The organism is Streptomyces sp. NBC_01255 (assembly GCF_036226445.1).
Lineage (GTDB): Bacteria > Actinomycetota > Actinomycetes > Streptomycetales > Streptomycetaceae > Streptomyces.
Genome location: NZ_CP108474.1, coordinates 7,953,107 through 7,975,261 on the forward strand (window position 1 = coordinate 7,953,107; position 22,155 = coordinate 7,975,261).

The window sequence follows — 22,155 nt, forward strand, 5'->3', positions numbered from 1 at the left end:
CCAGCGGGCGGGTGCGCCGCGCGTGGGTTCGAATCGGGGCATGGCTTCCTACGACAGGCTCCGCGCCGGCGGCACCCCGAGGCCGCTGGAGACCGGTGACACCTGGTGGTACGCCGCCGTGGCCGGCGAGGCCGCCGGCTCCTTCAGCACCCGGGTCCGCACCCGGACCCGGCGTGCCTGCCTCGGGACCGTCCTCCTCCTCACGGTCGTCTACGCGGGCCTCGTGCTCACCGCGACCGGCCGTCGCTGGGGCGACGCCGCCCTCACCGGACGGCGCGCCGACACCGCCGCCGCCACCGTCCTCCGCGAGCACCCCTCGCTCGCCGGGCTCACCACGCTCTCCCTCGTCCTCGGCTGCGTCCTGCTGCTCGCCACCGGCCTCCTACGCAAGCGGTACGCGCTCACCGGAGCCGTCGCCGGCGCCCTCGTCACCTGCCTCGCGCTGACGGGGCTCCTCCAGCGGTACGCGCCACGCCCCCGCCTCCTCGACGCCGGCGGCGCTCTCCTCCAGAGCGGCTTCCCCAGCGCCCAGACCACCCTCGCCCTCGGCACCGCCTTCGGTCTCGCCCTCGTCGTCCCGTACCGGCTCCGCGGCCCCACCGTCCTCGCCGGCACCCTCTGGGCCGGAGCCGTCGGCGCGTACACCATCGCGGCGGGCGACCACCGTCCCGGCGACCTCATAGCCGCCGCCCTCGTCGTCCTCGCCGTCTTCTGCGGCCTGGTCGGCCTCCTCGCCCGCAAGGGCAAGATCCGCCCCGCCCCCCGCGGCCCCCTCCCGCACGTGCTCCTCGCGACCGTCCCGCTCGCGGTCCTCGCCGCCGCGGGGCTCGGCGCCGGCGTCTGGCTCCTCGGCGACACCCTCGGCCTGCCCGCCACCGCCCCCTACGACCCGGCCGAGCTCCGGCTCGCCCACCGCTGCGGACAGGCCCTCGCCGCGGGCGTCACCGCCGCCGCCGGACTGCTCCTGCTCACCCTGCTCCGCCGCGTCGCCGTGGACGGGGCCCCCGCTCCGTACCGCCTCGGCGGCCCCTTCGTGGAGGCCGCGGGGGCACCGCACGACGGCGAGCTCGTGGGGCCCTTTACGGAGGACCGCGATCACGAGATATCTTGATGTCGAGCAATCTCGCATACGCAGACGTGGAGCGGAGCACCCGGTGACTGACTCGACCATCATCTACACCCACACTGACGAGGCGCCTGCCCTGGCGACGTACTCGTTCCTGCCCGTGATCCAGGCGTATGCCTCGCAGGCCGGCGTCACGGTCGAGACGCGGGACATCTCCCTCGCCGGCCGCATCATCGCCGTCTTCCCGGAGTACCTGGAGGAGGGCCAGCGCATCGCCGACGCCCTCGCGGAGCTCGGCGCGCTCGCCAAGACCCCCGGCGCCAACATCATCAAGCTGCCGAACGTCTCGGCGTCCATCCCGCAGCTGAAGGCCGCGGTCGCCGAGCTCCAGGCGCAGGGCTACGCCCTCCCGGACTACCCGGACGACCCGCAGACGGACCAGGACAAGGACGTCCGCGCCCGTTACGACAAGATCAAGGGCTCGGCCGTCAACCCGGTCCTGCGCGAGGGCAACTCCGACCGCCGCGCCCCCGCCTCGGTCAAGAACTACGCCAAGGCCCACCCGCACCGCATGGGCGCCTGGACCCCCGAGTCGAAGACGAACGTCGCCACCATGAGCGACAACGACTTCGCCTCCACGGAGAAGTCCGCCGTCATCGCGCAGGACGACACCCTCCGCTTCGAGTTCACCGCCGCCGACGGCACGGTCTCCGAGCTCCGCGAGCCGCTGAAGGTCATCGCCGGCGAGGTCGTCGACGCCGCCGTCATGCGCGCCGCCGCCCTGCGCACCTTCCTGAGCGAGCAGGTCGCCCGCGCCAAGGCCGAGGGCGTGCTCTTCTCCGTGCACCTCAAGGCCACGATGATGAAGGTCTCCGACCCGATCGTCTTCGGCCACGTCGTCCGCGCCTTCTTCCCGGAGACCTTCGCGAAGTACGGCGAGGTCCTCGCCGCCGCCGGTCTCACCCCGAACGACGGCCTCGGCGGCGTCCTCAAGGGCCTGGAGGCCCTCCCGCAGGGCGCGGAGATCAAGGCCTCCTTCGAGGCCGAGCTCGCCGCGGGCCCCGCCCTGGCGATGGTCGACTCCGACAAGGGCATCACCAACCTGCACGTGCCGTCCGACGTCATCGTCGACGCCTCGATGCCGGCCATGATCCGCACCTCCGGCCACATGTGGGGCCCGGACGGCCAGGAGGCCGACACCCTCGCGGTCCTCCCGGACCACAGCTACTCGGGCGTCTACCAGGTCGTCCTCGACGACTGCCGCGCCCACGGCGCCTTCGACCCGTCGACCATGGGCTCCGTCCCGAACGTCGGCCTCATGGCGCAGAAGGCCGAGGAGTACGGCTCCCACGACAAGACCTTCGAGATCGCCGAGGCCGGCACCGTCCGCCTCGTCGACTCCGCGGGCAACGTCGTCCTGGAGCAGGAGGTCGCCGAGGGCGACCTGTTCCGCGCCTGCCAGACCAAGGACCTGCCCATCCAGGACTGGGTCAAGCTCGCCGTCACCCGCGCCCGCGCCACCGGCTCCCCGGCCGTCTTCTGGCTGGACGCCGCGCGCGCCCACGACGCCCAGCTGATCGCCAAGGTCGAGCAGTACCTGCCGGAGCACGACACCGAGGGCCTGGACATCAAGATCCTGTCCCCGGTCGAGGCCACCAAGTTCTCCCTGGAGCGCATCCGCCGCGGCGAGGACACCATCTCGGTCACCGGCAACGTCCTCCGCGACTACCTGACGGACCTCTTCCCGATCCTGGAGCTGGGCACCAGCGCCAAGATGCTGTCGGTCGTCCCGCTGATGGCGGGCGGCGGCCTCTTCGAGACCGGCGCCGGCGGCTCCGCCCCGAAGCACGTCCAGCAGCTCGTCAAGGAGAACTACCTCCGCTGGGACAGCCTCGGCGAGTTCTTCGCCCTGGCCGCCAGCTTCGAGCACCTCGCGACGACCACGGGCAACGGCCGCGCCCAGGTCCTCGCCGACACCCTGGACCGCGCCACCGGCACCTTCCTCAACGAGGACAAGTCGCCGACCCGCCGCCTCGGCGGCATCGACAACCGCGGCAGCCACTTCTACCTCGGCCTCTACTGGGCCCAGGAGCTCGCCGCCCAGACCGAGGACGCGGAGCTGGCCAAGGCCTTCGCCCCGCTCGCCGAGACGCTGGCCGCCAACGAGCAGAAGATCGTCGACGAGCTCGTCGCCGTCCAGGGCTCCCCGGCCGAGATCGGCGGCTACTACCAGCCCGACCCGGCCAAGGCCGCGGCCGTGATGCGCCCGTCCGCCACGCTGAACGAGGCCCTCGCGTCTCTCGCCTGATCCGGCGCGCGACCCGGTCACCCGCTCCCGGCGGATGACACGTACCGCCCCGGCCGGAAGGATTCCGGTCGGGGCGGTCCCGTCGGTGGCGCATCCGCCGTCCGGGTGTGAACCTGGATGGATGAGCTGGGCATCTTGGACGACCGCCGGTGTCTACACCGGGCGTGGTGGGGTGCTGACCGACGAGGCCGGAGTCGTCACGGGCGATCTGACCGTGCACACGACCTGGGCCGAGCGCGAGGCACGCGTGGCCGTGCAGTACAGCGGCGCATCCGACTGGTTCACCATGTCGGGCAGTCCCGTTCCGTGCGCGACGGAGGAGGAGAGCCGAGATCTCCACGACGCGGTCGTGGAGGCCGTCCGGGAAGGCAAGGGGGCCACGGTCCCGTCGCTGCCCGGAGCAGTACCGTAGTCGCGAGGGCTCGCACGGTCGCGACGCATACCGTCATACCGCAGGAAGTGTTATCCCTCCCGCTCCCACGGGTCTCCGAACGACGGGGGACTCGGATCACGGATGAGGGAGCAGACCCATGCACAGCGACGAGCGCCGCACCACCGCCCTGGTGGAGGCGGCCCGGGCCGGTGACGCGCACGCCAGGGACGAGCTGGTACGCGCGTACCTGCCCCTCGTCCACAACGTCGTCGGCCGCGCCCTCGACGGCCACGCCGACACCGACGACATCGTCCAGGAGACGTTGGTCCGCGCCCTCGACGGCCTCGCCGGGCTCCGTGACCCGGCCCGCTTCCGTTCCTGGCTCGTCGCCATCGCCATGAACGGGATACGCCGTCGCTGGCGCGAGAACCGGCAGGCCCCCGTGCCCGGCCTCGACGGGGCGGCCGAGCTCGCCGACCCGGCCGGCGACTTCACCGAACTCACCATCCTCCGCCTCCGCCTCTCCGGAGAGCGCCGCGAGGTGGCCCGCGCCACCCGCTGGCTCGACGACGAGGACCGCGAACTCCTCTCCCTGTGGTGGCTGGAGGCCGCCGGGGAACTCACCCGCACCGAACTCGCCGAGGGCCTCGGCGTCTCCCCGCAGCACGCCGCCGTCCGGGTCCAGCGGATGAAGGAACGCCTGGAGACCGGCCGGGCCGTGGTCCGCGCCCTCGACGCCGACCCGTCGTGCCCCCGACTCGCCGAGTCCCTCACCGGCTGGGACGGCCGCCCCTCGCCCCTCTGGCGCAAGCGGATCGCCCGCCACCTGCGCGACTGCGCCGCCTGTACGGGGCAGGCGACCGGGAGCCGCGGCCTCGCCCCCGTCGAGGGCCTGCTCGTCGGCATCGGCCTCGTCCCCCCGCTGGCCGCGGCGGCCCTCGCCCGGCCCGGCGCGGAGACCTTCGCGGCCGAGCCCGTGGGCTGGTGGACGCCGATACGGCGGGCCGGCCTCGCCGGAGCCGTGACCGTCGTCGTCCTCGGCACGCTCGCCGTGCTCGTACCGAGGCAGGAGGAGGTACGGGTGACACCCGACCGGCCCCGCGCCGCGACCCCGGCACCCGCGCCCCCGACCACCCCGGCGCCCCCCACCACCACGGCGGCCACCGTCGCGGCCCCGGCCCCCACGACCCGTACCCCGGCACCCCGCCGCACCACGCCCCCCGCACCCGCGCCCACCGTCGAGGAGCGGGTGACGGAGAGGGTCAACAGGCTGCGGGCGGCGGCGGGTTGCGCCCCGCTGCGGACCGACCCGCGCCTGGTCGCGGCGGCCCGGGGATACGCCCGCGACATGGTCGCGCGCGGCTACTACGCGCACAGCAGCCCGGAGGGCGACTTCGCGGACGCGCGGATCACCGCGGCCGGGTACGACTGGAGCGCCTGGGCCGAGAACCTCGCCCAGGGCGCGGCGGACCCGGCGGCCGTCGTCGAGGACTGGACCGACGGGGCGATGCACGAGGAGAACATGCTGGACTGCCGGTACCGGGACACCGGAGTGGCGTCGGTGCCCGGTCCCGGCGGCACGATCTGGGTGCAGAAGCTGGCGGCCCCGGCCTCCTGAACCGGTGGACGGGCCGGGGGCCGGCGGATCAGCCCTTGGCGCCGAAGTTCTGTACCCACCAAGGGCCGTTGGCGGTGAGGGTCACCCCGACGCCGATGTCCTTGAAGGAGCAGTTGAGGATGTTGTCGCGGTGTCCGGGACTGCCCATCCACTCCTCCATCGCCTGCGCCGGGGTCTTCGGCCCGCGATGGATGTTCTCCCCCCACGTCGACCACGTGTACCCGGCGACGGTCATCCGGTCGCCCGCGTCTCGGCCCTCCGGGCTGTCGTGCTCGTAGTAGTCGCGCGAGGCCATGTCGTCGGCGTGCCCCTGAGCGGCGGTCCGCAGATGGCTCTCCGCGCGGAGCGGGCCGCAACCGGCCTTGTCCCGTTCCGTGTTGGCGAGGACGACGACCTGCTGGACGTACTCCGAGACGGTACCGACGGCGTCGGCTCCACCGGCTCCGGCTCCGGCACCGGCTCCGGCTTCGGCGGTGGCGGGTCCTGCCCCGGCATCGGCCGTGGCGGGTGCCGCGACGGCCGAGGTGCCGGCGGCCGGGGCGGGGGTGGCCACGTACACCCCGCCCGCCACCGTGAGGACGACGGCCGCGGACCCGGCGGCGGTGACGGTCGTACGGAAGCCCGGACGCCGAAGAGCGCGCCGCCGTGATCCGTGGCCCTTCCGGTGGCGCCCGCCGTCCCGCACGACCTGCTCTTCGTGTTCGGCGTGATCGACGTGTTCAGGGGCGTCGGGGGGACCGGGATGGTCGTGGTACCGCATGGAGCTCCGCTCTCTCACCGAGGTCGCCGGACGGTCCGGCGCTGGGAGAGCCACCGGGGCGACGGCGTTAACCCTTTCCGGCCCCGGCCGCCCCGACACTCCTCGTCAACCCGACGCGTCAACGCACGTCAGAGCCTTTCAGCCCTGCGGGATCACCGCCACCGGGCACGGCGCGAGATGGAGCGCCGCGTGGGCCACGGAGCCGATGCGCGGGCCGGCGGCGCCGCGCCTGGCCCGCCGGCCGACCACCAGGAGCTGGGCCGCCCCCGAGGCGGAGAGCAGCACCTGCCCCGCGCTGCCCAGTTCGACGTGTTCCGTCACCGGAACCTCGGGGAACCGATCCCGCCAGGGCGCCAAGGCCTCGCGCAGCGCCTTCTCCTCGTACGGGACGAGACCGCCGGCCTCGTCGGCGATCCGCATCGAGGCCGGGCTGTACGCGTAGAGGGGCGGCAGGCTCCAGGCGCGGACGGCCCGCACCGAGGCCCCGCGCGCGGCAGCGGTCTCGAAGGCGAAGCCGAGCGCCGCGGCACTGTCCTCGGGACTGCCGAGCTGGCCGACGAGGACGTCGCCGACCGGCGGCTCGGCGGGCTCGCCGTCCCGGGACCTGACGGCCACCACGGGCCGGCCGGCGGCGGCGATGATCTGCTGCCCGTACGAGCCGAGCAGGAAGCCCGTGACGGCGCCGTGGCCGCGTGAGCCGATGACGAGCATCTCGGCCCGTGGCTCGGTGCCGAGCAGCGCCGCGACCGGTGTGTCGGGGAGCACCTCGGCCGTGAGAGTGACGTCCGGGTGGCGCCGTGCGACCGTCGCCTCGGCCTCGCGCAGGACCTCGTCGGCTGCCCGCTCCTGGCTCGCCCGGTCCTGGACCAGCGGGATGTCGAGGGGTTCCCAGCGCCACGCGTGGGCGAGCCGCAGCGGGAGCCCCCGGTGGAGGGCCTCGCGGGCGGCCCAGTCGGCCGCGGCGAGACTCTCCGGGGAACCGTCCACTCCTGCGACGATCTCACGACTCATCGGACTGCCTCCGTCGGTAGCGCGACGGGCCCCCCGGGCGGCGGGGCCCTCCTCCCTCCAGCTTGGGCCCATCGGCAGCCCGAAGAGAGGGACGGACGTCCCGACATGCCGGACCGTCCGTCCCTTCTGCCGTGCGGTCCGGCGGTCGTGCGGTCGTGCGGTCGTTCTGTCGTGATGTCAGGCCGGCAGGGTGAGCCGTGCGTGGGTGCCGTTGAGGTAGTGGTCGCCGATGTCGCGGAGCCGATGGGCCGGCTGCGTGTGGGCGGTGAGCGCGCGGGCGTTGCGCCAGAAGCGGTCGAAGCCCGGGCCCCCTGACTGGGCATCGGCGCCCTCGGCACCGTCGACGAGTTCGAGGACGCGGGTCGTGATGCGGACGGCGGCCCGGCCGGTGACCGTCTCGGCGGCGGAGACCAGGACGGCGATGTCGGCGCGCTCCTCGGGGCTCAGCGTCCGTCCGGCGAGGAGACCGCGGGCCAGGGCGTCCGTCGCCCGCTCCACCACCGCGGAGGCGGCGTGCGCGGCCGTGGCCAGCTCGCCGTACGCGAGGAGCAGGTAGGGGTCGTCGTCCGTCCCGAGCGGATCCGCGCCGACGGCGGACGGCCTGCCGTCGGCCGAGGGCGCCGGGGCCGGTCCGGCCTGCCCGGCGCGGCTGATGTCCCGGGCCTCGGCGAGCGCCCCCTCGGCGATGCCGAGTCCGACCTGGACGAGGAGCAGCCGCAGGGCGAGCGGGGCGAGGGCGGCGAAGGGGGTGACGGCGTGTTCGTCGTGGGGGAGCAGTCCGAGGACCTGGTCGGCCGGGACCGGGACGTGGTCGAAGGTGACGGTGCCCGCGCCGGAGACCCGTTGCCCGACCCGGTCCGTGCCGGCGTCGGTGAACACGCCGGGGTGCGCCGGGTCCACCAGGACGATCAGCCAGTCGCCGGTCCCGCCGGGACGCGCGCCGACGACGAGCCGGTCGGCGACGGCGACACCGGAGGCGAAGGCGCGGCGCCCGTCGAGGATCCAGCCGCCCGCGTCGGGCGTGAGTCTGAGGCCGGGGTCCTTCCGGGTACGCGGCGGCTCGACGCCCCCGCCGAGCAGCCAGTGCTCCTCGGCCGTCCGTACGTCGAGGTCGGGGGCGGGGGCGCCTGCCGTGTCTTTCGTGTCCGCCGCGTCTTCCATGGATTCCGCCCGTCCGAAGAACCGGCTGCTCCAGGACAGGACGTAATGGTGGGCGAGGAGTTCGCCGACCGAGCTGTCGGCGGCGGAGATCTCCCGTACGACGGCGGACGCGGCCCGCCAGTCCGCGCCCCGCCGGTTCGCGCCGGGCGCCGTGAGGAGGGCGGGCAGGCCGGCCTCCTGGAGCCGGGCGACCTCGTCGAAGGGCGCTTTGCCCGCCCGGTCACGGGCCGGCGCGTCGACGGCGAGGTCGTCCGCGAGCTCGCGGGTGACACGGGGCCAGATCTCGTCGTCCGCGGGCCGGTCGGCCGGTGCCGGGACGGTGCGTATCGCGGTTCTCCTGAGCGATTTCCTCGGCGTACTCACGTCACCTCACCCGATCCCTTGTATCCCCACTGGAATACTAGGGATAGTGACAGAGGCGGTCGCCTGCCCCCAAGAGGCGTCCGAGGGCTGGACATGCGCGTCTTGATCGGTGAGATGTCGTCACGTCGGCGCAGGTCGCGCGGAGTTGGCTGTGTCGGGAATCGGTCGGGTGGGCGTTTTTCGGACACCCCCTCAGGGGTTCGTCCATGCCTCCGGGTCGTCCGCGAGCGCGGTGATGTCCGCCGGCAGCTCGGCCGCCGCCACCTCGGCGAGCGAGACCCCGAGCACCTCGCGCACGCTCGCGCGGAGCGCGATCCACAGCGGGAGCAGCGACTCGGCGGGCCCCGTGTACGCCAGGTCCGGGGGCCGCTCGCCGCGCACGGAGACCAGCGGGCCCTCCACGCAGCGGATGACGTCCGCGACCGAGATCGACTCGGCCGGCCTGGCCAGCCAGTACCCGCCGTTGCCGCCGCGCTGGCTCTGGACAAGACCGCCCTTGCGCATGTCGCCGAGGATGCCCTCCAGGAACTTGTGGGAGATCCCCTGGACTTCGGCGATCGCCTCGGCCTTCAGCGGCCCCGCGTCCTGGGCGGCGGCGAGCTGGAGGGCGGCGCGTACCGCGTAGTCGGCCCTGGCTGAAATGCGCATGCTCGCATTATCCCGCACGCCCCTGACCGGATCCGTGCGCCCCGGAGGCGGCGCGTCCCGCACCCTTGACGTCACGGGTGCCCGGTCGGAGACTCGTGAAAGAGAAAACCGAGTGAACGGGTAGGGAATCATGGGACACGCCGGCCGGCGGGACACCGCGCACGCCGTGCTCCTCCCGTGCTCCGTGCCCCTCACGTCCCGCCGCCACATCGATCTGCTGCGGGTCTGCAGCGCCGCGAGTCGCCGTCCCCGCCGGGGCGTTCACCGCGTCCGCTGAGCCCGTCCGCCCCGCCCAGGCCGCTCCGGCCCGCTTCGGTCCGGGCCGGGCTCCGGGACCGGACGTGCACCTCGCCGCGGTCCGCCCGTCTCCTCCTTCCCGTTCCTCTGCTGCCTCCGGGCCCTGCCCGGCAGCCGACTCCGTCGCGCGCCACCGCGACCGTCGCCGCCGCGCACCGCCCCGGCCCCAGCACCGAGCACCCTCCAGGGAGAAGCATGTCCGTCGTCCCGTCCTCGCTGCTGCCCGCCTCCGCCGTGCCCGCCTTCCGCGGCCGGATCGGCCGCGACGTGCGCAGCGGCCACTACGCCGTACCGCACCGCTACCGCCTCCATCTGGCACCGTCGGGTCCCGGCTGTCTGAGCATCGCCCTCACCCACGGCCTGCTCGGCCTCGACGACACCCTTCCGCTGACCGTGCTCCCCGGGACCCCCGACATGCCCGACGGCGGGTACGCCGCGCTCCGTCCGCTGTACGAGGCGAGCGCCCACCTGTACCGGGGACCGGCCGCCGCGCCCGTCCTGAGCGACGGGTGGACCGGGCGCATCGTCAGCACGCACGTGCCCGACATCCTGCGGGACCTCGCCCTGCGCTTCCGCGGCGACGGCCCCGACCTGCTGCCCGAGGAGCACCGGGGCGAGATCGAGGCCATCGCCGACCTCTGCGAGCGGAGCGTCAACCGGGCCGCCCAGCGCGCCGGCGAACTCGGCCTCGACGGCGACGCCGCCCACCACGACCCGCTCGGCGTCCTCTTCGCGGCGCTCGGCTCCCTGGAGCGGCGCCTGACCGGCCGCCCGTACGTCCTCGGCGACGGCCCGACCGCCGCCGACGTCCAGGTCTGGGTCACCCTCGTACGGCTCGACACCGTCCACCGCTGGCACCTGGACGCCGCGGCGATGGACCGGGTCGCCGGGCATCCCGCCCTCTGGGCGTACGCCCAGCGCCTCGCCGCCCGCCCGGAGTTCGCCCGCCACCTCGACATCGATGCCATGCTGCTCCGGCACCTCGCCGACTGTCGTGGCCATGAGGCCGCGGGCGCCGGGATCCGGCTCGTCGACTGGTCCGGCGCCACGGGCTGACGGCGGAGGCGGCCGCGGGTCGCGCGGCGTCACCTCAGCCGATGCGGTGGCCGGCCAGCGGAGCCGTGTCGTCGCCCGTGCCCGCGCGGACCCCGCGCAGGAACGCCTCCACGGCCTCCAGCGAGCTCGCCGACGGTTCCCACCCCAGCTCCCGCCGGGCCCGCTCGGTGGCGAGCAGGGGCATCTGCAGCAGCGCGTCGAAGAGCCCGGGGGAGGCCGGGGCGAGCCGCAGGCGCCAGGCCGCGGACAGCGCGCCGCGTACCGCTCCGGCCGGGACCCTCACCGGCCGGGCGTGCAGCAGCCGGCCGAGCGTCTCGGCGTCGAGCACCGGTTCGGCAGCGAGGTTGAACGCGCCGCGGACGTCCCGGAGGAGCACCCTCCGGTAGGCGTCCGCGGCGTCCTCGGTGTGCAGGACCTGGAAGCGGAGCCCCTCGAACTCCGGCAGCAGCGGCAGCAGTTCCGGCCGCATCAGCTGACCGGGGAAGAATCGTCCCGCGAAGATCCGCCGCTGCCCGCTCGCCGACTCCTCCTTGAAGAGGAAGGCCGGGCGCATCCGGACCACCCGGGTCAGCGGATGGTCACGCTCGAAGGTGTCGAGGACCCGTTCCAGGTACGCCTTCTCCCGGGTGTACGCGGCGCCGGGCCAGCCGTGCGTCGGCCAGGCCTCGGACACGGGGGCGCCACCGCTCGGGCCGGGGGAGTACGCCCCCACCGAGGAGGCGTGCACGAGGACCGGCACCCGCGCCGCCGCGACCGCGTCGAAGACGCGCACCGCGCCCAGGACGTTGGTCCGCCAGGTCTTCACCGGGTCGTGCGTCGGCCCGAACCGCCAGGCCAGGTGCACGACCGCGTCCGCGTCCGCCACGTACTGCGCGAGCCGCGGCTCGTCGCCCTCCCGGGAGAGGTCGACCTCGGCCCACTCCACGCCGGGCAGCTCCAGGCCGGGCCTGCGCCGGGCCAGCCCGAGGACGGAACCGACCCGCGGTTCGCGGGCCAGCGCCCGTACCAGGCTCGTACCGACGTTGCCGGTGGCGCCGGTGACGACCACCCGCTGTCGCGTGCTCGGGTTCATGTCTCCGACCCTCCGCCATGGGCGGCGGAAGCGCACTCCGGAACCCGCCCCGTAACGCAGCGTGCCCGCGCGGGTCGCGGGCGTGGTCGACGACCGTCAGGATGGAGCGACTCGGGAGCCAGGAGACAGGAGGACGCGATGCTGCTGCCCGACACGAACACGGTCGACCGGCTGCTCCGGCACTACCGCACCCAGGAGCGGTCCGTGCTCGCCAGGCCGTGCGACCTGTCGGTCCGCCGGCGCTTCGAGGACACGGCGTACACCCTCTGCGTCCTGATGGGAGAGCGGACCGCGCACGAGGCGGTCCGCGCCGCCGAGCGGTACGTCTCCGAGGGGCGGCCCGCTCCCCGGCAGGCCCTGGAGGGGCTGCCGGGCTCCTGACCGGCGTCCGGTCAGGAATCGAGAAGCGTGGACATCGGGCCCCGGCTAGCGTGGCCGACGTGGACATCGCCGTTTCCCGGGCGTCGGAGCCGACGCGGTGCGATGATCACGACGTTCGCGATGATCATGATTCGGCCCGTCCGACGGAGGAGAAACGATGAGCCAGACCCCGAGGACGGGTAAGAAGGCGGCCACGCCGCACGCCGCCGACCAGCACGACACGATCCGCGTGCTCGGCGCGCGCGAGAACAACCTGAAGGACATCAGCATCGAGATCCCGAAGCGCCGGCTCACGGTCTTCACGGGCGTCTCCGGCTCGGGCAAGAGCTCCCTCGTCTTCGACACGATCGCCGCGGAGTCCCAGCGGCTGATCAACGAGACGTACAGCGCCTTCGTCCAGGGCTTCATGCCGACCCTCGCCCGGCCGGAGGTCGACGTCCTCGAAGGGCTGACGACCGCGATCATCGTCGATCAGCAGCGGATGGGAGCCGACCCCCGCTCCACCGTCGGCACCGCCACCGACGCCAACGCGATGCTCCGCATCCTCTTCAGCCGCCTCGGGAAGCCCCACATCGGCCCGCCCAGCGCCTACGCCTTCAACGTCCCCTCGGTCCGGGCGAGCGGCGCGATCACCGTCGAGCGAGGGAACAAGAAGGCCGTACGGGCGAGCTTCGAGCGCACCGGCGGCATGTGTCCCCGCTGCGAGGGCCGGGGCTCCGTCTCCGACATCGACCTCACCCAGCTCTACGACGACTCCAAGTCGCTCGACGAGGGCGCGCTCACCATCCCCGGCTACACCCCGGGCGGCTGGAACTACCGCCTCTACAGCGAGTCGGGCCTCGTCGACCCGGCCAAGCCGATCCGCAAGTACACGAAGAAGGAACTGCACGCCTTCCTCCACCACGAGCCGACCCGCATGAAGATCGCGGGCATCAACATGACGTACGAAGGGTTGATCCCGCGGATCCAGAAGTCCTTCCTGGCCAAGGACAAGGAGGGCATGCAGCCGCACATCCGGGCGTTCGTCGACCGGGCGGTCACCTTCACCACGTGCCCCGAGTGCGACGGCACCCGGCTCAGCGAGGGGGCCCGGGCGTCGAAGATCAAGAAGGTCAGCATCGCCGACGCCTGCGCCATGCAGATCAGCGACCTGGCCGAGTGGGTCCGCGGGCTCGACGAGCCCTCGGTGGCGCCGCTGCTCACCGCCCTGCGGGACACCCTCGTCTCGTTCGTGGAGATCGGCCTCGGCTACCTCTCGCTCGACCGGCCCGCGGGCACGCTGTCGGGTGGCGAGGCACAGCGCGTCAAGATGATCCGGCACCTCGGCTCCTCGCTCACCGACGTCACGTACGTCTTCGACGAGCCGACCATCGGCCTGCACCCCCACGACATCCAGCGGATGAACGACCTGCTGCTCCGCCTGCGCGACAAGGGCAACACGGTGCTCGTCGTGGAGCACAAGCCGGAGACGATCGCGATCGCCGACCACGTCGTCGACCTCGGCCCCGGCGCCGGTACGGGCGGCGGCACCGTCTGCTTCGAAGGCACCGTCGAGGGGCTGCGGGCGGGCGACACCATCACCGGACGGCACTTCGACGACCGGTCCTCCGTCAAGGACGTGGTCCGGACACCCACCGGCACGCTGGAGATCCGCGGCGCGTCCACGCACAACCTCCGCGACGTCGACGTCGACATCCCGCTCGGCGTGCTCGCCGTCGTCACCGGCGTCGCCGGCTCCGGCAAGAGCTCGCTCGTACACGGTTCGATCCCGCCCGGCGAGGACGTCGTCTCCGTCGACCAGAGCGCCATCCGCGGCTCGCGCCGGAGCAACCCGGCGACGTACACCGGACTGCTCGAACCGATCCGCAAGGCCTTCGCCAAGGCCAACGGCGTGAAGCCGGCGCTGTTCAGCGCCAACTCCGAGGGCGCGTGCCCGACCTGCAACGGCGCGGGCGTCATCTACACCGACCTGGCGATGATGGCCGGGGTCGCGACCACCTGCGAGGACTGCGAGGGCAAGCGGTTCCAGGCCTCGGTCCTGGAGTACCACCTCGGTGGCAAGGACATCAGCGAGGTGCTCGCGATGTCGGTGACCGAGGCCGAGGACTTCTTCGGCGACGGCGACGGTGAGGCGCGCACGCCGGCCGCGCACAAGATCCTCGAACGCCTCGCCGACGTCGGCCTCGGCTACCTCAGCCTCGGGCAGCCGCTCACCACGCTCTCCGGCGGCGAGCGGCAACGGCTCAAGCTGGCCACGCACATGGGCGACAAGGGCGGGATCTACGTCCTCGACGAGCCGACCACCGGTCTGCACCTCGCCGACGTCGAACAGCTCCTCGGCCTGCTCGACCGGCTCGTCGACTCCGGCAAGTCCGTCATCGTCGTCGAGCACCACCAGGCGGTCATGGCCCACGCCGACTGGATCATCGACCTCGGCCCGGGCGCCGGCCACGACGGCGGTTCGATCGTCTTCGAGGGCACGCCCGCGAAGCTCGTCGCCGACCGCTCCACCCTCACCGGCGAACACCTCGCGGCGTACGTGGGCGCCTGACCGCACGTCCCAGGGGGTGCCCGGCATGAACGGGCACCCCCCCGCAGCCGGACCGTGCGGCGCCCGCCGGACCGTCGCCGACACGACCGTCCGATGTCTCCAGTGGCGCCGCACGACCGGCGGTCCTGACCCCCGTCCCCCGAGTGCCGCCGTCAGACCTGGTGGTGGGCCGCCCGGCGCCGCCAGGCCCAGAGCGCGAGGGCCGCCGCGCAGGCCGAGCCCACCAGTGCCAGCGGAATCCCGGCCGACGGGCCCGACGGGCCCGACGGCGTGTCCTCGCGCGCGAAGCCCTCGTGGGCCGCCGCCACCGCCTCGGCCCCGGCGCGCGGAGCTCCGCCGGCGGCGACGGAGACGGTCTCGTCCGCGCGGCCCGCGGCACGCGCCGCCGCCGTGGCCCGACCGCCCGCCTCGGCCGCGGCCTTCGGCCGGCCCGGCAGCAGCGAGCCCACCGCCTGCACCCGCCCCGCGGCCTCGAAGCCCCAGTCGAGCAGCGAGCGCGCCTCCTCGTAGACGGCGAGCCCGCCGCCGCCCTGCGGGTTCATCACCGAGACGACCAGCGTCCGGTCGCCCCGGCGTGCGGCGGAGATCAGCGTGTTGCCCGCGTTCGTCGTGTAGCCGTTCTTGATGCCGAGGAGCCCCGGGTAGCGGGCCACGCCGTCCGCGCCCGTGAGGAGCCGGTTGGTGTTGGCGATGCCGTACGACCAGGAACCCGCGGGGAAGTCCGCGTACCGCGTGGAGCAGTACCGGGTGAAGACGGGATCCTGGAGCCCGGCCCGTCCGAAGACCGCGAGGTCGTACGCGGAGGACACCTGCCCGGGCGCGTCGTACCCGTCCGGGGAGACCACATGGGTGTCCCGCGCCCCGAGGGAGCGGGCCTTCGCCTGCATCTGCCGGGACATCGACTCCCAGCCGCCGTTCATCGCGGCCAGGACGTGCACGGCGTCGTTCCCCGAGCTGAGGAAGACCCCGTTCCACAGGTCGGACACCTTGTAGGTGTACCCCTCCTTGATCCCGACGAGACTGCTGCCCGCCCCGATTCCGGTCAGCTCGGAATCGGCCACGGTGTGCTGGTCGGAGGGTTCGTTGTGGGGGAGCGCCGTGAGCGCGAAGAGCGCCTTGAGGGTGCTGGCGGGCGGCAGCTTCCGGTGGGCGTTCCGCGCGGCGAGCACCTCGCCCGAGGACGCGTCCGCCACCACCCACGACAGCGCGGAGACGTCCGGTACGGAGGGTGCGCCCGGCAGCCGCTGCACCTGCGTGCCCCGCCGGTCGAGCCGGGCCGGGTCGACGAACCGCGGTGCGGGCGGAGTCGGCTCGTCCACGGAGGAGCCGGCGGCGGGGGAGAGGGGAGGAGCGGGGGAGGCCGTGGCCGCCGGAGCGGGCAGCACGAACAGCAGCGCCGCGGTACCGGCGGCAGCATGACGGACAGCTGACGTGACGATCATTCAGCCACCGTAGGAAGGAGGGGCGGACCGCGCAGGACGGAGTGCGCCGACCGGCGTAGAGGTTCCGGCGTACGGCGGCACGGCGTGCGCCCGCCCGGGGGAGGACGGAGCCGTATGGGCACCCGCAGCTGTTGTCGGTCCGACAGGGCATGCTGGTGACGTGCCCTCACACCCGAACCAGAACAGCGCCGTTCCGGACGGCAGCGCCGGCGACCCGCCCGCCGGCGCCGCCGCCCCGCCTGCCGGCACGCCTCCCGCCGCCCCGCCCGCCGGTACGCCTTCCGTCGCCGCGGCCACCCGGTCGGTGCCCGCTCCCGCGCGGGCCCAGGGGAGCCCGGCCGGCGGTCCCTTCGGCGCGCCCGCGTTCCGGACCGAGCGGCAGCCTCGTACCGCCCCCGCGGGGCACATGATCGTCTGCGGGGACGACGCGCTCGCCCACCGCCTCGCGGGCGAACTGCACGGGGTGTACGGAGAGCGGGTCACCCTCCTCGTGCCGGTACGGCCCGACGCCCCGGTCACCCCCACCGCCCGCACCGGCCGGGCCCTCGCCCTGTTCGGGCGAGTCACCGCCGCCGTCACCCGTACCACCACCGCTGCCGCCGGGGCCGGGGCCGCGGGCGCGATCGGAGGTGACCCGGACGGCAGCGAGCCGACCGGTACCCTGCGGGTCGTCGAAGCCGCGGAGGCCGACGACCGGGCCCTGACGGACGCCGGAGTCGAGCGCGCCGCCGCGCTCGCCCTCGTCCACGAGGACGACGAGACCAACATCCGGGCGGCGCTCACCGCCCGCCGCCTCAACCCCCGGCTGCGTCTGGTCATCCGGCTCTACAACCGCAAGCTCGGCCAGCACCTCGAAACGCTCCTCGACCAGGCCGCGGCCGTCGCGGAACCGGGCCTCGACCCCGAGAAGCTCGACGCCGCCACCACTGTCCTGTCCGACGTCGACACGGCGGCCCCGGGGCTCGCCGCCGCGGCCGTCGCGGGCACCAGCAAGGTCGTCCAGGCCGGCGGACTCCTGCTGCACGCCGTAGAGCGGACCCCGCCCGAGGGCGAGGCCCCCGACCCCGGCCGGTGCACCCTCGCGCTGCTCTCCGCCACGGTCGGCGACCCGGCGGGCTGCGAGGGCTCCGAGCGCAGCGGCGACGAGGGCCCGCGCCTCCTCCCGGACGACCGCACGGTGGCCGCCGCCACGGGCAGGGCCACCGTCACCCTCGAAGCGGTCACCCCGGCCGCCCCGACCGTCCCGTCCGGTCGCTTCGGCGGCACGGGACTGCCCGTCGCCTCGCTCTTCTCCCGCCGCCTGCGCTGGTCCCTCGGCGGCGCGGTCGCCGCCGTCCTCGCCCTGACCCTCGCCTCCACCTTCACCACCGGCGACCACCCGCTGCACGCCGCCTATCTGACGCTCCTCGACATCTTCGCGATCGGCGACCCGGCCGTCGGGGAGGCGACCAGCCGTCAGGTCCTCCAGATCCTGGCCGGGTTCGTCGGACTGCTCCTGCTGCCCGTGATCGTCGCCGCCCTCCTCGAAGGCCTCGGGACCTTCCGCACGGCGACCACCCTGCGACGGCCGCCGCGCGGACTCCACGGCCACGTCGTTCTCCTCGGCCTGGGCAAGGTCGGCACCCGGGTCCTCGCCAGGCTCCGCCGGATGGACATCCCGGTCGTGTGCGTCGAGTCCGACCCGGAGGCGCGCGGCATCGCCGTGGCGCGGCGGCTGCGGGTTCCCACGGTCATCGGCGACGTCACGGAGGAAGGCGTCCTGGAGGCCGCCCGCATCCACCGCGCCCACGCCCTCCTCGCCCTGACCAGCGTCGACATCACCAATCTGGAGGCCGCTCTCTCCGCCCGCTCCGTCACCCCCGACCTGCGGGTCGTGCTCCGCCTGTACGACGACGACTTCGCCACCGCCGTCTACCGCACCCTGCGCACCGCCCACCCCGAGGCGCTCACCCGGAGCCGCAGCGTCTCCCACCTCGCCGCGCCCGCCTTCGCCGGGGCCATGATGGGCCGCCAGGTCCTCGGAGCCGTCCCCGTGGAGCGTCGCGTCCTGCTCTTCGCCGCCGTCGACGTCGCGGACCACCCGCTCCTGGAGGACCGCACGGTCGCCGAGGCCTTCACGCCCGGAGCGTGGCGGGTGATCGCCCTCGACCGGAGCCCCTCCGCGTACGGCGCCTACGGCGTCCCGTCCGGCGCCGGGACACCGGCCCGGGGCCAGGACTGGCGCCTCGCCCCGGAGCGGGTCCTCGGCCGGGGCGACCGGGTGATCGTGGCCGCGACCCGCCGGGGCCTGGCCGAACTCCTCGGCCGCGGGGGAGCGACGGCTCACCGCACCGCCGAAGCCCATGCATCGGACAACTCCCCACAATCCGAGGCGCGTCAGGGTCGGACACATGAATGATCACGAGAGCGCGGAGGGGCCGGAGCGCGTGCGGGAGACATGGGAGTGGATCGTCCGGGCCCTGAGCGATGCCGACGGGCCCTTGGTGGGGCCCGGCAGCGCCCCCGGGCTCGCGGGCGGGGCTCTGGTGTGGCTCGACCCCCGCGATGTGTACGTGGAGGGATGGGGGCCGCTCCGCCCCTGACCGCTGTGCCGCCCCCGAGCGGGGCGGCGGGACGAGTCGGACGGACGAGGCGAACGGGATCAGGTGGGGCGATTCAGCGGAAGGCGGCGGCGTTCTCCGCAGCCCACTGCCGGAACGGCCGGGCCGGTACTCCGGTGACCTGCGACACCGTGTCACGCACCGTCAGAAGCTCGTCGTTGACGTCTCCACCCGTCACGTCGAGCACCGCGTCGGCGGCCTCGGCCCCGAAGACCGCCGCCATGTGCGCGTGGGCCTCCTGCCGGCTGATCTCGGCGAAGGGGACCTCCCGGCCGAGAGCGGCCGCGATGGCCTCGACCTGCTGCCGGGCGGACACCGGCTCCGGACCGGTCAGGGCGTACACGCGCCCCTGGTGGCCGGGCTCGGTCAACGCGACCCGTGCCACCGACGCGATGTCCGCAGGATGGATGGTGGGCAGAGCGGTCTCGGCATAGGGCGCGCGGACCGTCTCGTGGCCACGGATGGAGCCCGCCCACATCCGGGCGTTCGACGCGAACTGCGTCGGCCGCAGGATCGTCCAGGCCATACCGCTGTTCCGGAGCAGCTGCTCGACCGCCGCGTTCTCGGCGGCGGGGCCGAGGTGCGGATGGGTCTGGACGGTGATCGACGACACCAGCACCACGTGCGCCACACCCGCCTGCCGGGCGGCTTCGAGGATGTCGGCGTCCGGACCCACGCGCGACACGAGGAACAGCGAGCGCACCCCCTCCAGCGCACGCTTCAACGACGCCGGCTCCGCGAAATCGCCCTCCACGGCCTCGACCCCCTCGGGGAAGGCGGCCTGCGCGGCATTCCGGCTGAGTGCCCTCAGCGGCCCCGCACCGCACGCTCGCAGCTCCTTCACCAGCGCACTGCCTATGTTTCCGGTGGCTCCGGTCACGAGGATCATGAGCGTGTTCTCCCGTCATCAAATGATCAACTGGAGACGACGATAGAAGGTCAATCACGCTTGAGGTCAAGAAGCTCCGCGGCACCGAGCGGTCCACGAGGTGATTGACCGCCTCAGGCCACCGCTCGGGCAACCGCCAAGGTCAGGGCGAAACCGACCGTCATCGATACGCCGCGCTCGCGCAGCGCTGTTGCCGTCGCCTGCCATGTCGTCCCCCCCCCGAGCACGCTGAACCAACAACGGGGAGCCTCCAGCGCCGGGCTACCCGGTCCTCCCCCACACGCTCGCGGGGGAGGCCCGCAGCGAGGAGACGAGGCGCAACAGCCGGTCCTCGTTCCCCGAGAGGCCCGCCGCACGGAGCGCCTCGTCGGCCTCCGCCATCGGATGGGTGAGCATCACCCCGGCGTACGGGGCGAGCTGCGGGTCGGTCAGCACGGCCTGCGTGGATTCGAGCAGCCGCAGGTACGCCTGGGCCGCCGCGCGCTCGGTGGCGGTCATCGTGGTCATGTCGGGCTCCCTCTCGACAGTTCTGCGGTGCCCACTCTCTCGCACGGGTCTGACATTGATACGCGGAGCGGGTTCCGGTGGCCGCGCCCCAGGCTCTGACCGACGCCCTGCCGGGCTGTCCGTGAGGCCGAGCTCGCCGGTGTCCCCGCACCGGCGCCCCTTGCCCCGCCGCCACGAGGCGATTGATTGACGTACCATCAATTGCCTCTATCGGATGGATAGTTGGGGGACAAGTGGACCACCTCTTGCGTCGGTGTGCCGTCGGTGTCGCCGCCCTGCTCGCCCTGCTCGCCGGCTGCGGTGGCAGTGGCGGCAGTGGCGAGCCGTCCGCGCGCGACGACTCCCGGGCCTCCTCCTCCGCGCCCCCGACGACCCCCACCGCCACCCCCGAGGAGTCCGAGGCGGCGTCGCTCACCGCGTACGATCCGCCCACCCGTTTCGAGGAGCACGGCGGTATCCGCGCGCCGGGGCTGCGGAACGTCGCGCTCGACGGTCGGAAGGCGTACTCCTTCGCCGGGGACAGGCTCGTTGCCTGGGACCTCGCCGGCGGGGAGGAGATCGGGACCGTCGAGGCCGGGACGCCGACCTCCTCGGTTCGTGACCCCGCGCCGTACCCCCCGGGGCTCGGTACCGTCGAGGGCAAGCGGTACGCGGTCGCCGCCTTCCGGACCAGCACGAAGGGTGCGGGAAGTGCCGAGGACGCCGTCGGCGTCGAGGTCGTCGCGATGGACGCCGAGACCGGCCGGGAGGCATGGCGGACGCAATGGGACCTTCCGGCGTACGACGAGTCGTATCTCGTCACCTACGTCGCCGGGGTCGCCGGCCGCACGGCGGTCGTCGTGTCCCACGGTGAGTACCGCTACCCCGTGACCTACGGGATCGATCTCGTCACCCACAAGGTGACCTGGCGCGCTCCCGACTTCAAGGCGCAGCTGGTGCAAGGGACCCGCGTCATCGGCCAGAAGCGCGGAGCGGAGGACGCGCTCGCACTGGCGGCCGTCGACGGCGGGACCGGCCGGTACGTCTGGACGGGCATGGCGGTCGGCAAGGACTGGTCGGCCAGAGCGTTCGCGCCGGACCGGATCTGGGTCGGGGACCCGGAAGGCCGGGCCGTGGTCGACAGCGCTACCGGCGAGGACAAGAAGTACGAGGGCTTCGGCGAGAAGCTGCACAGCATCACGGACTGCATGGACGACCAGCTCAAGAGCACCTTCTGCTTCTCCCGCACGGTCAAGGGCGGCGAGATCTCCGCTTACGCCCGGACCGGCAAGCGCCTGTGGCGCGTGGGCGGCCCCTCGGACGGCTCGGGACGCAAGGAGATGCGCCTGGAGTCCGCGTTCCGCGGGGCGGTCTACGTCTACGTCAGCGACGGCCCCTACAAGCCGATCGTGCTGGACGGTGCGACCGGGGCCGACAAGATCACTGATCTCGCTGTGGCTCCGCAGCTGACCAACGCGTACGTGGGGCTGGTCGTCGTGGGGGGCGAGATCAAGGTCTACCGAGCCACAGGCTGAACCGCATCTCACAGGAGCGGCATCGAGGGGTTCGGGCCGGGGTTCAGGCCGGTGCCCCGAGATGTTCCGTCAGCCGGTCCAGGAAGACAAGCTGGCCGGTGACCAGCAGGGGAGCGGCTGCCTCCGGGGTGAACCAGCCGACCCGGTCGATCTCAGGGAACTCCCGGCGGACACCGGACCGGGGCGGCCACTCCATGGTGAACGTGCCGGGGACCGCCGCCGCCGGGTCGAGGTCCCCCTCGACCGCCCAGACGGTGACGGTCTTCCCGCTGCGCTGGCGGGACTCCCCGAGGTCGATCCACGCGCCCTCGGGGGCCGGCAGCCCCAGCTCCTCCAGGAACTCCCGCCGCGCCGCCGCCTCGGGAGCCTCGTCCGGTTCGTACTCCCCCTTGGGGATCGACCAGGCCTCCTGCTCCCGGGAGGCCCAGAGCGGGCCGCCCATGTGGCCGATGAGGACCTCGACGCCCTTGCCCGCCGTGTGACGGAAGACCAGAAGACCCGCGCTGCGTTTCGCCGACATGCGGCCCAGTCTGACCGA

The 22,155-nt window shown here is 73.7% G+C and carries 19 protein-coding genes; 10 read left to right on the forward strand and 9 right to left on the reverse strand.

Translation table 11 applies throughout. The features are described 5' to 3' along the window. The first annotated feature begins 40 nt into the window (after window positions 1-40). The 4 genes from OG357_RS35965 to OG357_RS35980 all read left to right on the forward strand — a co-directional run bounded on the left by OG357_RS35965 (window position 41) and on the right by OG357_RS35980 (window position 5,365). The gene (locus OG357_RS35965; protein ID WP_329625091.1) at window positions 41-1,111 is read left to right on the forward strand and encodes a phosphatase PAP2 family protein; all 1,071 of its coding nucleotides are present in this window, start codon (window positions 41-43) and stop codon (window positions 1,109-1,111) included. A gap of 43 nt (window positions 1,112-1,154) precedes the next feature. After that, complete coding sequence (locus OG357_RS35970) at window positions 1,155-3,374, forward strand: NADP-dependent isocitrate dehydrogenase (RefSeq protein ID WP_329625092.1); 2,220 nt, start codon at window positions 1,155-1,157, stop codon at window positions 3,372-3,374. Window positions 3,375-3,495: 121 nt separating this feature from the next. Next, window positions 3,496-3,786: a hypothetical protein gene (locus OG357_RS35975; RefSeq protein ID WP_329625093.1), complete on the forward strand. Its 291-nt coding sequence runs from the start codon at window positions 3,496-3,498 to the stop codon at window positions 3,784-3,786. 118 nt (window positions 3,787-3,904) lie between these two features. Continuing rightward, window positions 3,905-5,365 (forward strand): sigma-70 family RNA polymerase sigma factor, encoded by a 1,461-nt coding sequence (locus OG357_RS35980; protein WP_329625094.1) that lies wholly within the window; start codon window positions 3,905-3,907, stop codon window positions 5,363-5,365. A gap of 28 nt (window positions 5,366-5,393) precedes the next feature. Here OG357_RS35980 and OG357_RS35985 read toward each other — a convergent pair whose 3' ends face one another. From OG357_RS35985 to OG357_RS36000, 4 genes are all read right to left on the reverse strand, one after another. Then, window positions 5,394-6,125 carry a CAP domain-containing protein gene (locus OG357_RS35985; protein ID WP_329625095.1) on the reverse strand — a complete coding sequence of 244 codons (732 nt, stop codon included), beginning with the start codon at window positions 6,123-6,125 and terminating at the stop codon, window positions 5,394-5,396. 138 nt (window positions 6,126-6,263) lie between these two features. Then, window positions 6,264-7,136 (reverse strand): universal stress protein, encoded by an 873-nt coding sequence (locus OG357_RS35990; protein WP_329625096.1) that lies wholly within the window; start codon window positions 7,134-7,136, stop codon window positions 6,264-6,266. Between the two features lie 177 nt (window positions 7,137-7,313). Continuing rightward, window positions 7,314-8,660 carry an acyl-CoA dehydrogenase gene (locus tag OG357_RS35995; RefSeq protein ID WP_329625097.1) on the reverse strand — a complete coding sequence of 449 codons (1,347 nt, stop codon included), beginning with the start codon at window positions 8,658-8,660 and terminating at the stop codon, window positions 7,314-7,316. A 192-nt stretch (window positions 8,661-8,852) separates the two neighbouring features. Further along, on the reverse strand, window positions 8,853-9,308 hold the full coding sequence (locus OG357_RS36000; protein ID WP_329625098.1) for an RrF2 family transcriptional regulator: 456 nt from the start codon (window positions 9,306-9,308) through the stop codon (window positions 8,853-8,855). Window positions 9,309-9,800: 492 nt separating this feature from the next. On the opposite strand from OG357_RS36000, the gene OG357_RS36005 reads away from it, so the two are divergent. Further along, a complete protein-coding gene (locus tag OG357_RS36005; protein ID WP_329625099.1) occupies window positions 9,801-10,661 on the forward strand; it encodes a glutathione S-transferase C-terminal domain-containing protein in 861 nt (286 codons plus the stop codon). A gap of 34 nt (window positions 10,662-10,695) precedes the next feature. On the opposite strand, the gene OG357_RS36010 is transcribed toward OG357_RS36005, so the two are convergent. Continuing rightward, entirely contained in the window at window positions 10,696-11,733 is a 1,038-nt protein-coding gene (locus OG357_RS36010; RefSeq protein WP_329625100.1) for an NAD-dependent epimerase/dehydratase family protein, read from the reverse strand. A gap of 138 nt (window positions 11,734-11,871) precedes the next feature. Here OG357_RS36010 and OG357_RS36015 point away from each other — a divergent pair, with 138 nt between their 5' ends. Both OG357_RS36015 and OG357_RS36020 read left to right on the forward strand, forming a co-directional pair. Continuing rightward, entirely contained in the window at window positions 11,872-12,114 is a 243-nt protein-coding gene (locus OG357_RS36015) for a DUF5133 domain-containing protein (RefSeq protein WP_329625101.1), read from the forward strand. 157 nt (window positions 12,115-12,271) lie between these two features. Then, window positions 12,272-14,665, forward strand: a complete 2,394-nt coding sequence (locus OG357_RS36020; RefSeq protein ID WP_329625102.1) for an excinuclease ABC subunit UvrA — start codon at window positions 12,272-12,274, stop codon at window positions 14,663-14,665. A 152-nt stretch (window positions 14,666-14,817) separates the two neighbouring features. Here the strand turns inward: OG357_RS36020 and OG357_RS36025 are convergent, their stop codons facing one another. Next, window positions 14,818-16,107: a D-alanyl-D-alanine carboxypeptidase family protein gene (locus OG357_RS36025; protein WP_329625103.1), complete on the reverse strand. Its 1,290-nt coding sequence runs from the start codon at window positions 16,105-16,107 to the stop codon at window positions 14,818-14,820. Window positions 16,108-16,513: 406 nt separating this feature from the next. Here OG357_RS36025 and OG357_RS36030 point away from each other — a divergent pair, with 406 nt between their 5' ends. Both OG357_RS36030 and OG357_RS36035 read left to right on the forward strand, forming a co-directional pair. After that, complete coding sequence (locus OG357_RS36030; RefSeq protein ID WP_329625806.1) at window positions 16,514-18,505, forward strand: NAD-binding protein; 1,992 nt, start codon at window positions 16,514-16,516, stop codon at window positions 18,503-18,505. Further along, window positions 18,498-18,689 (forward strand): hypothetical protein, encoded by a 192-nt coding sequence (locus tag OG357_RS36035; protein WP_329625104.1) that lies wholly within the window; start codon window positions 18,498-18,500, stop codon window positions 18,687-18,689. The genes OG357_RS36030 and OG357_RS36035 overlap by 8 nt, the downstream gene beginning before the upstream one ends. 73 nt (window positions 18,690-18,762) lie before the next feature. Here OG357_RS36035 and OG357_RS36040 read toward each other — a convergent pair whose 3' ends face one another. Continuing rightward, window positions 18,763-19,596, reverse strand: coding sequence for an NAD(P)H-binding protein (locus OG357_RS36040; protein ID WP_329625105.1), 834 nt, complete (start codon window positions 19,594-19,596; stop codon window positions 18,763-18,765). A gap of 261 nt (window positions 19,597-19,857) precedes the next feature. After that, the gene (locus OG357_RS36045; protein WP_037646345.1) at window positions 19,858-20,103 is read right to left on the reverse strand and encodes a hypothetical protein; all 246 of its coding nucleotides are present in this window, start codon (window positions 20,101-20,103) and stop codon (window positions 19,858-19,860) included. A gap of 233 nt (window positions 20,104-20,336) precedes the next feature. Here OG357_RS36045 and OG357_RS36050 point away from each other — a divergent pair, with 233 nt between their 5' ends. After that, complete coding sequence (locus OG357_RS36050) at window positions 20,337-21,617, forward strand: outer membrane protein assembly factor BamB family protein (protein ID WP_329625106.1); 1,281 nt, start codon at window positions 20,337-20,339, stop codon at window positions 21,615-21,617. 43 nt (window positions 21,618-21,660) lie between these two features. Here the strand turns inward: OG357_RS36050 and OG357_RS36055 are convergent, their stop codons facing one another. Further along, a complete protein-coding gene (locus OG357_RS36055; RefSeq protein WP_329625107.1) occupies window positions 21,661-22,137 on the reverse strand; it encodes an NUDIX domain-containing protein in 477 nt (158 codons plus the stop codon). Window positions 22,138-22,155: the final 18 nt, after the last annotated feature.

What these genes read in the sequence shown, in the direction of transcription:
- OG357_RS36015 (WP_329625101.1), top strand. Translation starts at nt 11,872, where the DNA reads ATGCTGCTGCCCGACACGAACACGGTCGACCGGCTGCTCCGGCACTAC.
- OG357_RS36040 (WP_329625105.1), bottom strand. Translation starts at nt 19,596, where the DNA reads ATGATCCTCGTGACCGGAGCCACCGGAAACATAGGCAGTGCGCTGGTG.
- OG357_RS35985 (WP_329625095.1), bottom strand. Translation starts at nt 6,125, where the DNA reads ATGCGGTACCACGACCATCCCGGTCCCCCCGACGCCCCTGAACACGTC.
- OG357_RS36020 (WP_329625102.1), top strand. Translation starts at nt 12,272, where the DNA reads ATGAGCCAGACCCCGAGGACGGGTAAGAAGGCGGCCACGCCGCACGCC.
- OG357_RS36000 (WP_329625098.1), bottom strand. Translation starts at nt 9,308, where the DNA reads ATGCGCATTTCAGCCAGGGCCGACTACGCGGTACGCGCCGCCCTCCAG.
- OG357_RS36055 (WP_329625107.1), bottom strand. Translation starts at nt 22,137, where the DNA reads ATGTCGGCGAAACGCAGCGCGGGTCTTCTGGTCTTCCGTCACACGGCG.
- OG357_RS35990 (WP_329625096.1), bottom strand. Translation starts at nt 7,136, where the DNA reads ATGAGTCGTGAGATCGTCGCAGGAGTGGACGGTTCCCCGGAGAGTCTC.
- OG357_RS36030 (WP_329625806.1), top strand. Translation starts at nt 16,514, where the DNA reads ATGATCGTCTGCGGGGACGACGCGCTCGCCCACCGCCTCGCGGGCGAA.
- OG357_RS36035 (WP_329625104.1), top strand. Translation starts at nt 18,498, where the DNA reads ATGAATGATCACGAGAGCGCGGAGGGGCCGGAGCGCGTGCGGGAGACA.
- OG357_RS36005 (WP_329625099.1), top strand. Translation starts at nt 9,801, where the DNA reads ATGTCCGTCGTCCCGTCCTCGCTGCTGCCCGCCTCCGCCGTGCCCGCC.
- OG357_RS35975 (WP_329625093.1), top strand. Translation starts at nt 3,496, where the DNA reads ATGAGCTGGGCATCTTGGACGACCGCCGGTGTCTACACCGGGCGTGGT.
- OG357_RS36010 (WP_329625100.1), bottom strand. Translation starts at nt 11,733, where the DNA reads ATGAACCCGAGCACGCGACAGCGGGTGGTCGTCACCGGCGCCACCGGC.
- OG357_RS36045 (WP_037646345.1), bottom strand. Translation starts at nt 20,103, where the DNA reads ATGACCACGATGACCGCCACCGAGCGCGCGGCGGCCCAGGCGTACCTG.
- OG357_RS36025 (WP_329625103.1), bottom strand. Translation starts at nt 16,107, where the DNA reads ATGATCGTCACGTCAGCTGTCCGTCATGCTGCCGCCGGTACCGCGGCG.
- OG357_RS35980 (WP_329625094.1), top strand. Translation starts at nt 3,905, where the DNA reads ATGCACAGCGACGAGCGCCGCACCACCGCCCTGGTGGAGGCGGCCCGG.
- OG357_RS35965 (WP_329625091.1), top strand. Translation starts at nt 41, where the DNA reads ATGGCTTCCTACGACAGGCTCCGCGCCGGCGGCACCCCGAGGCCGCTG.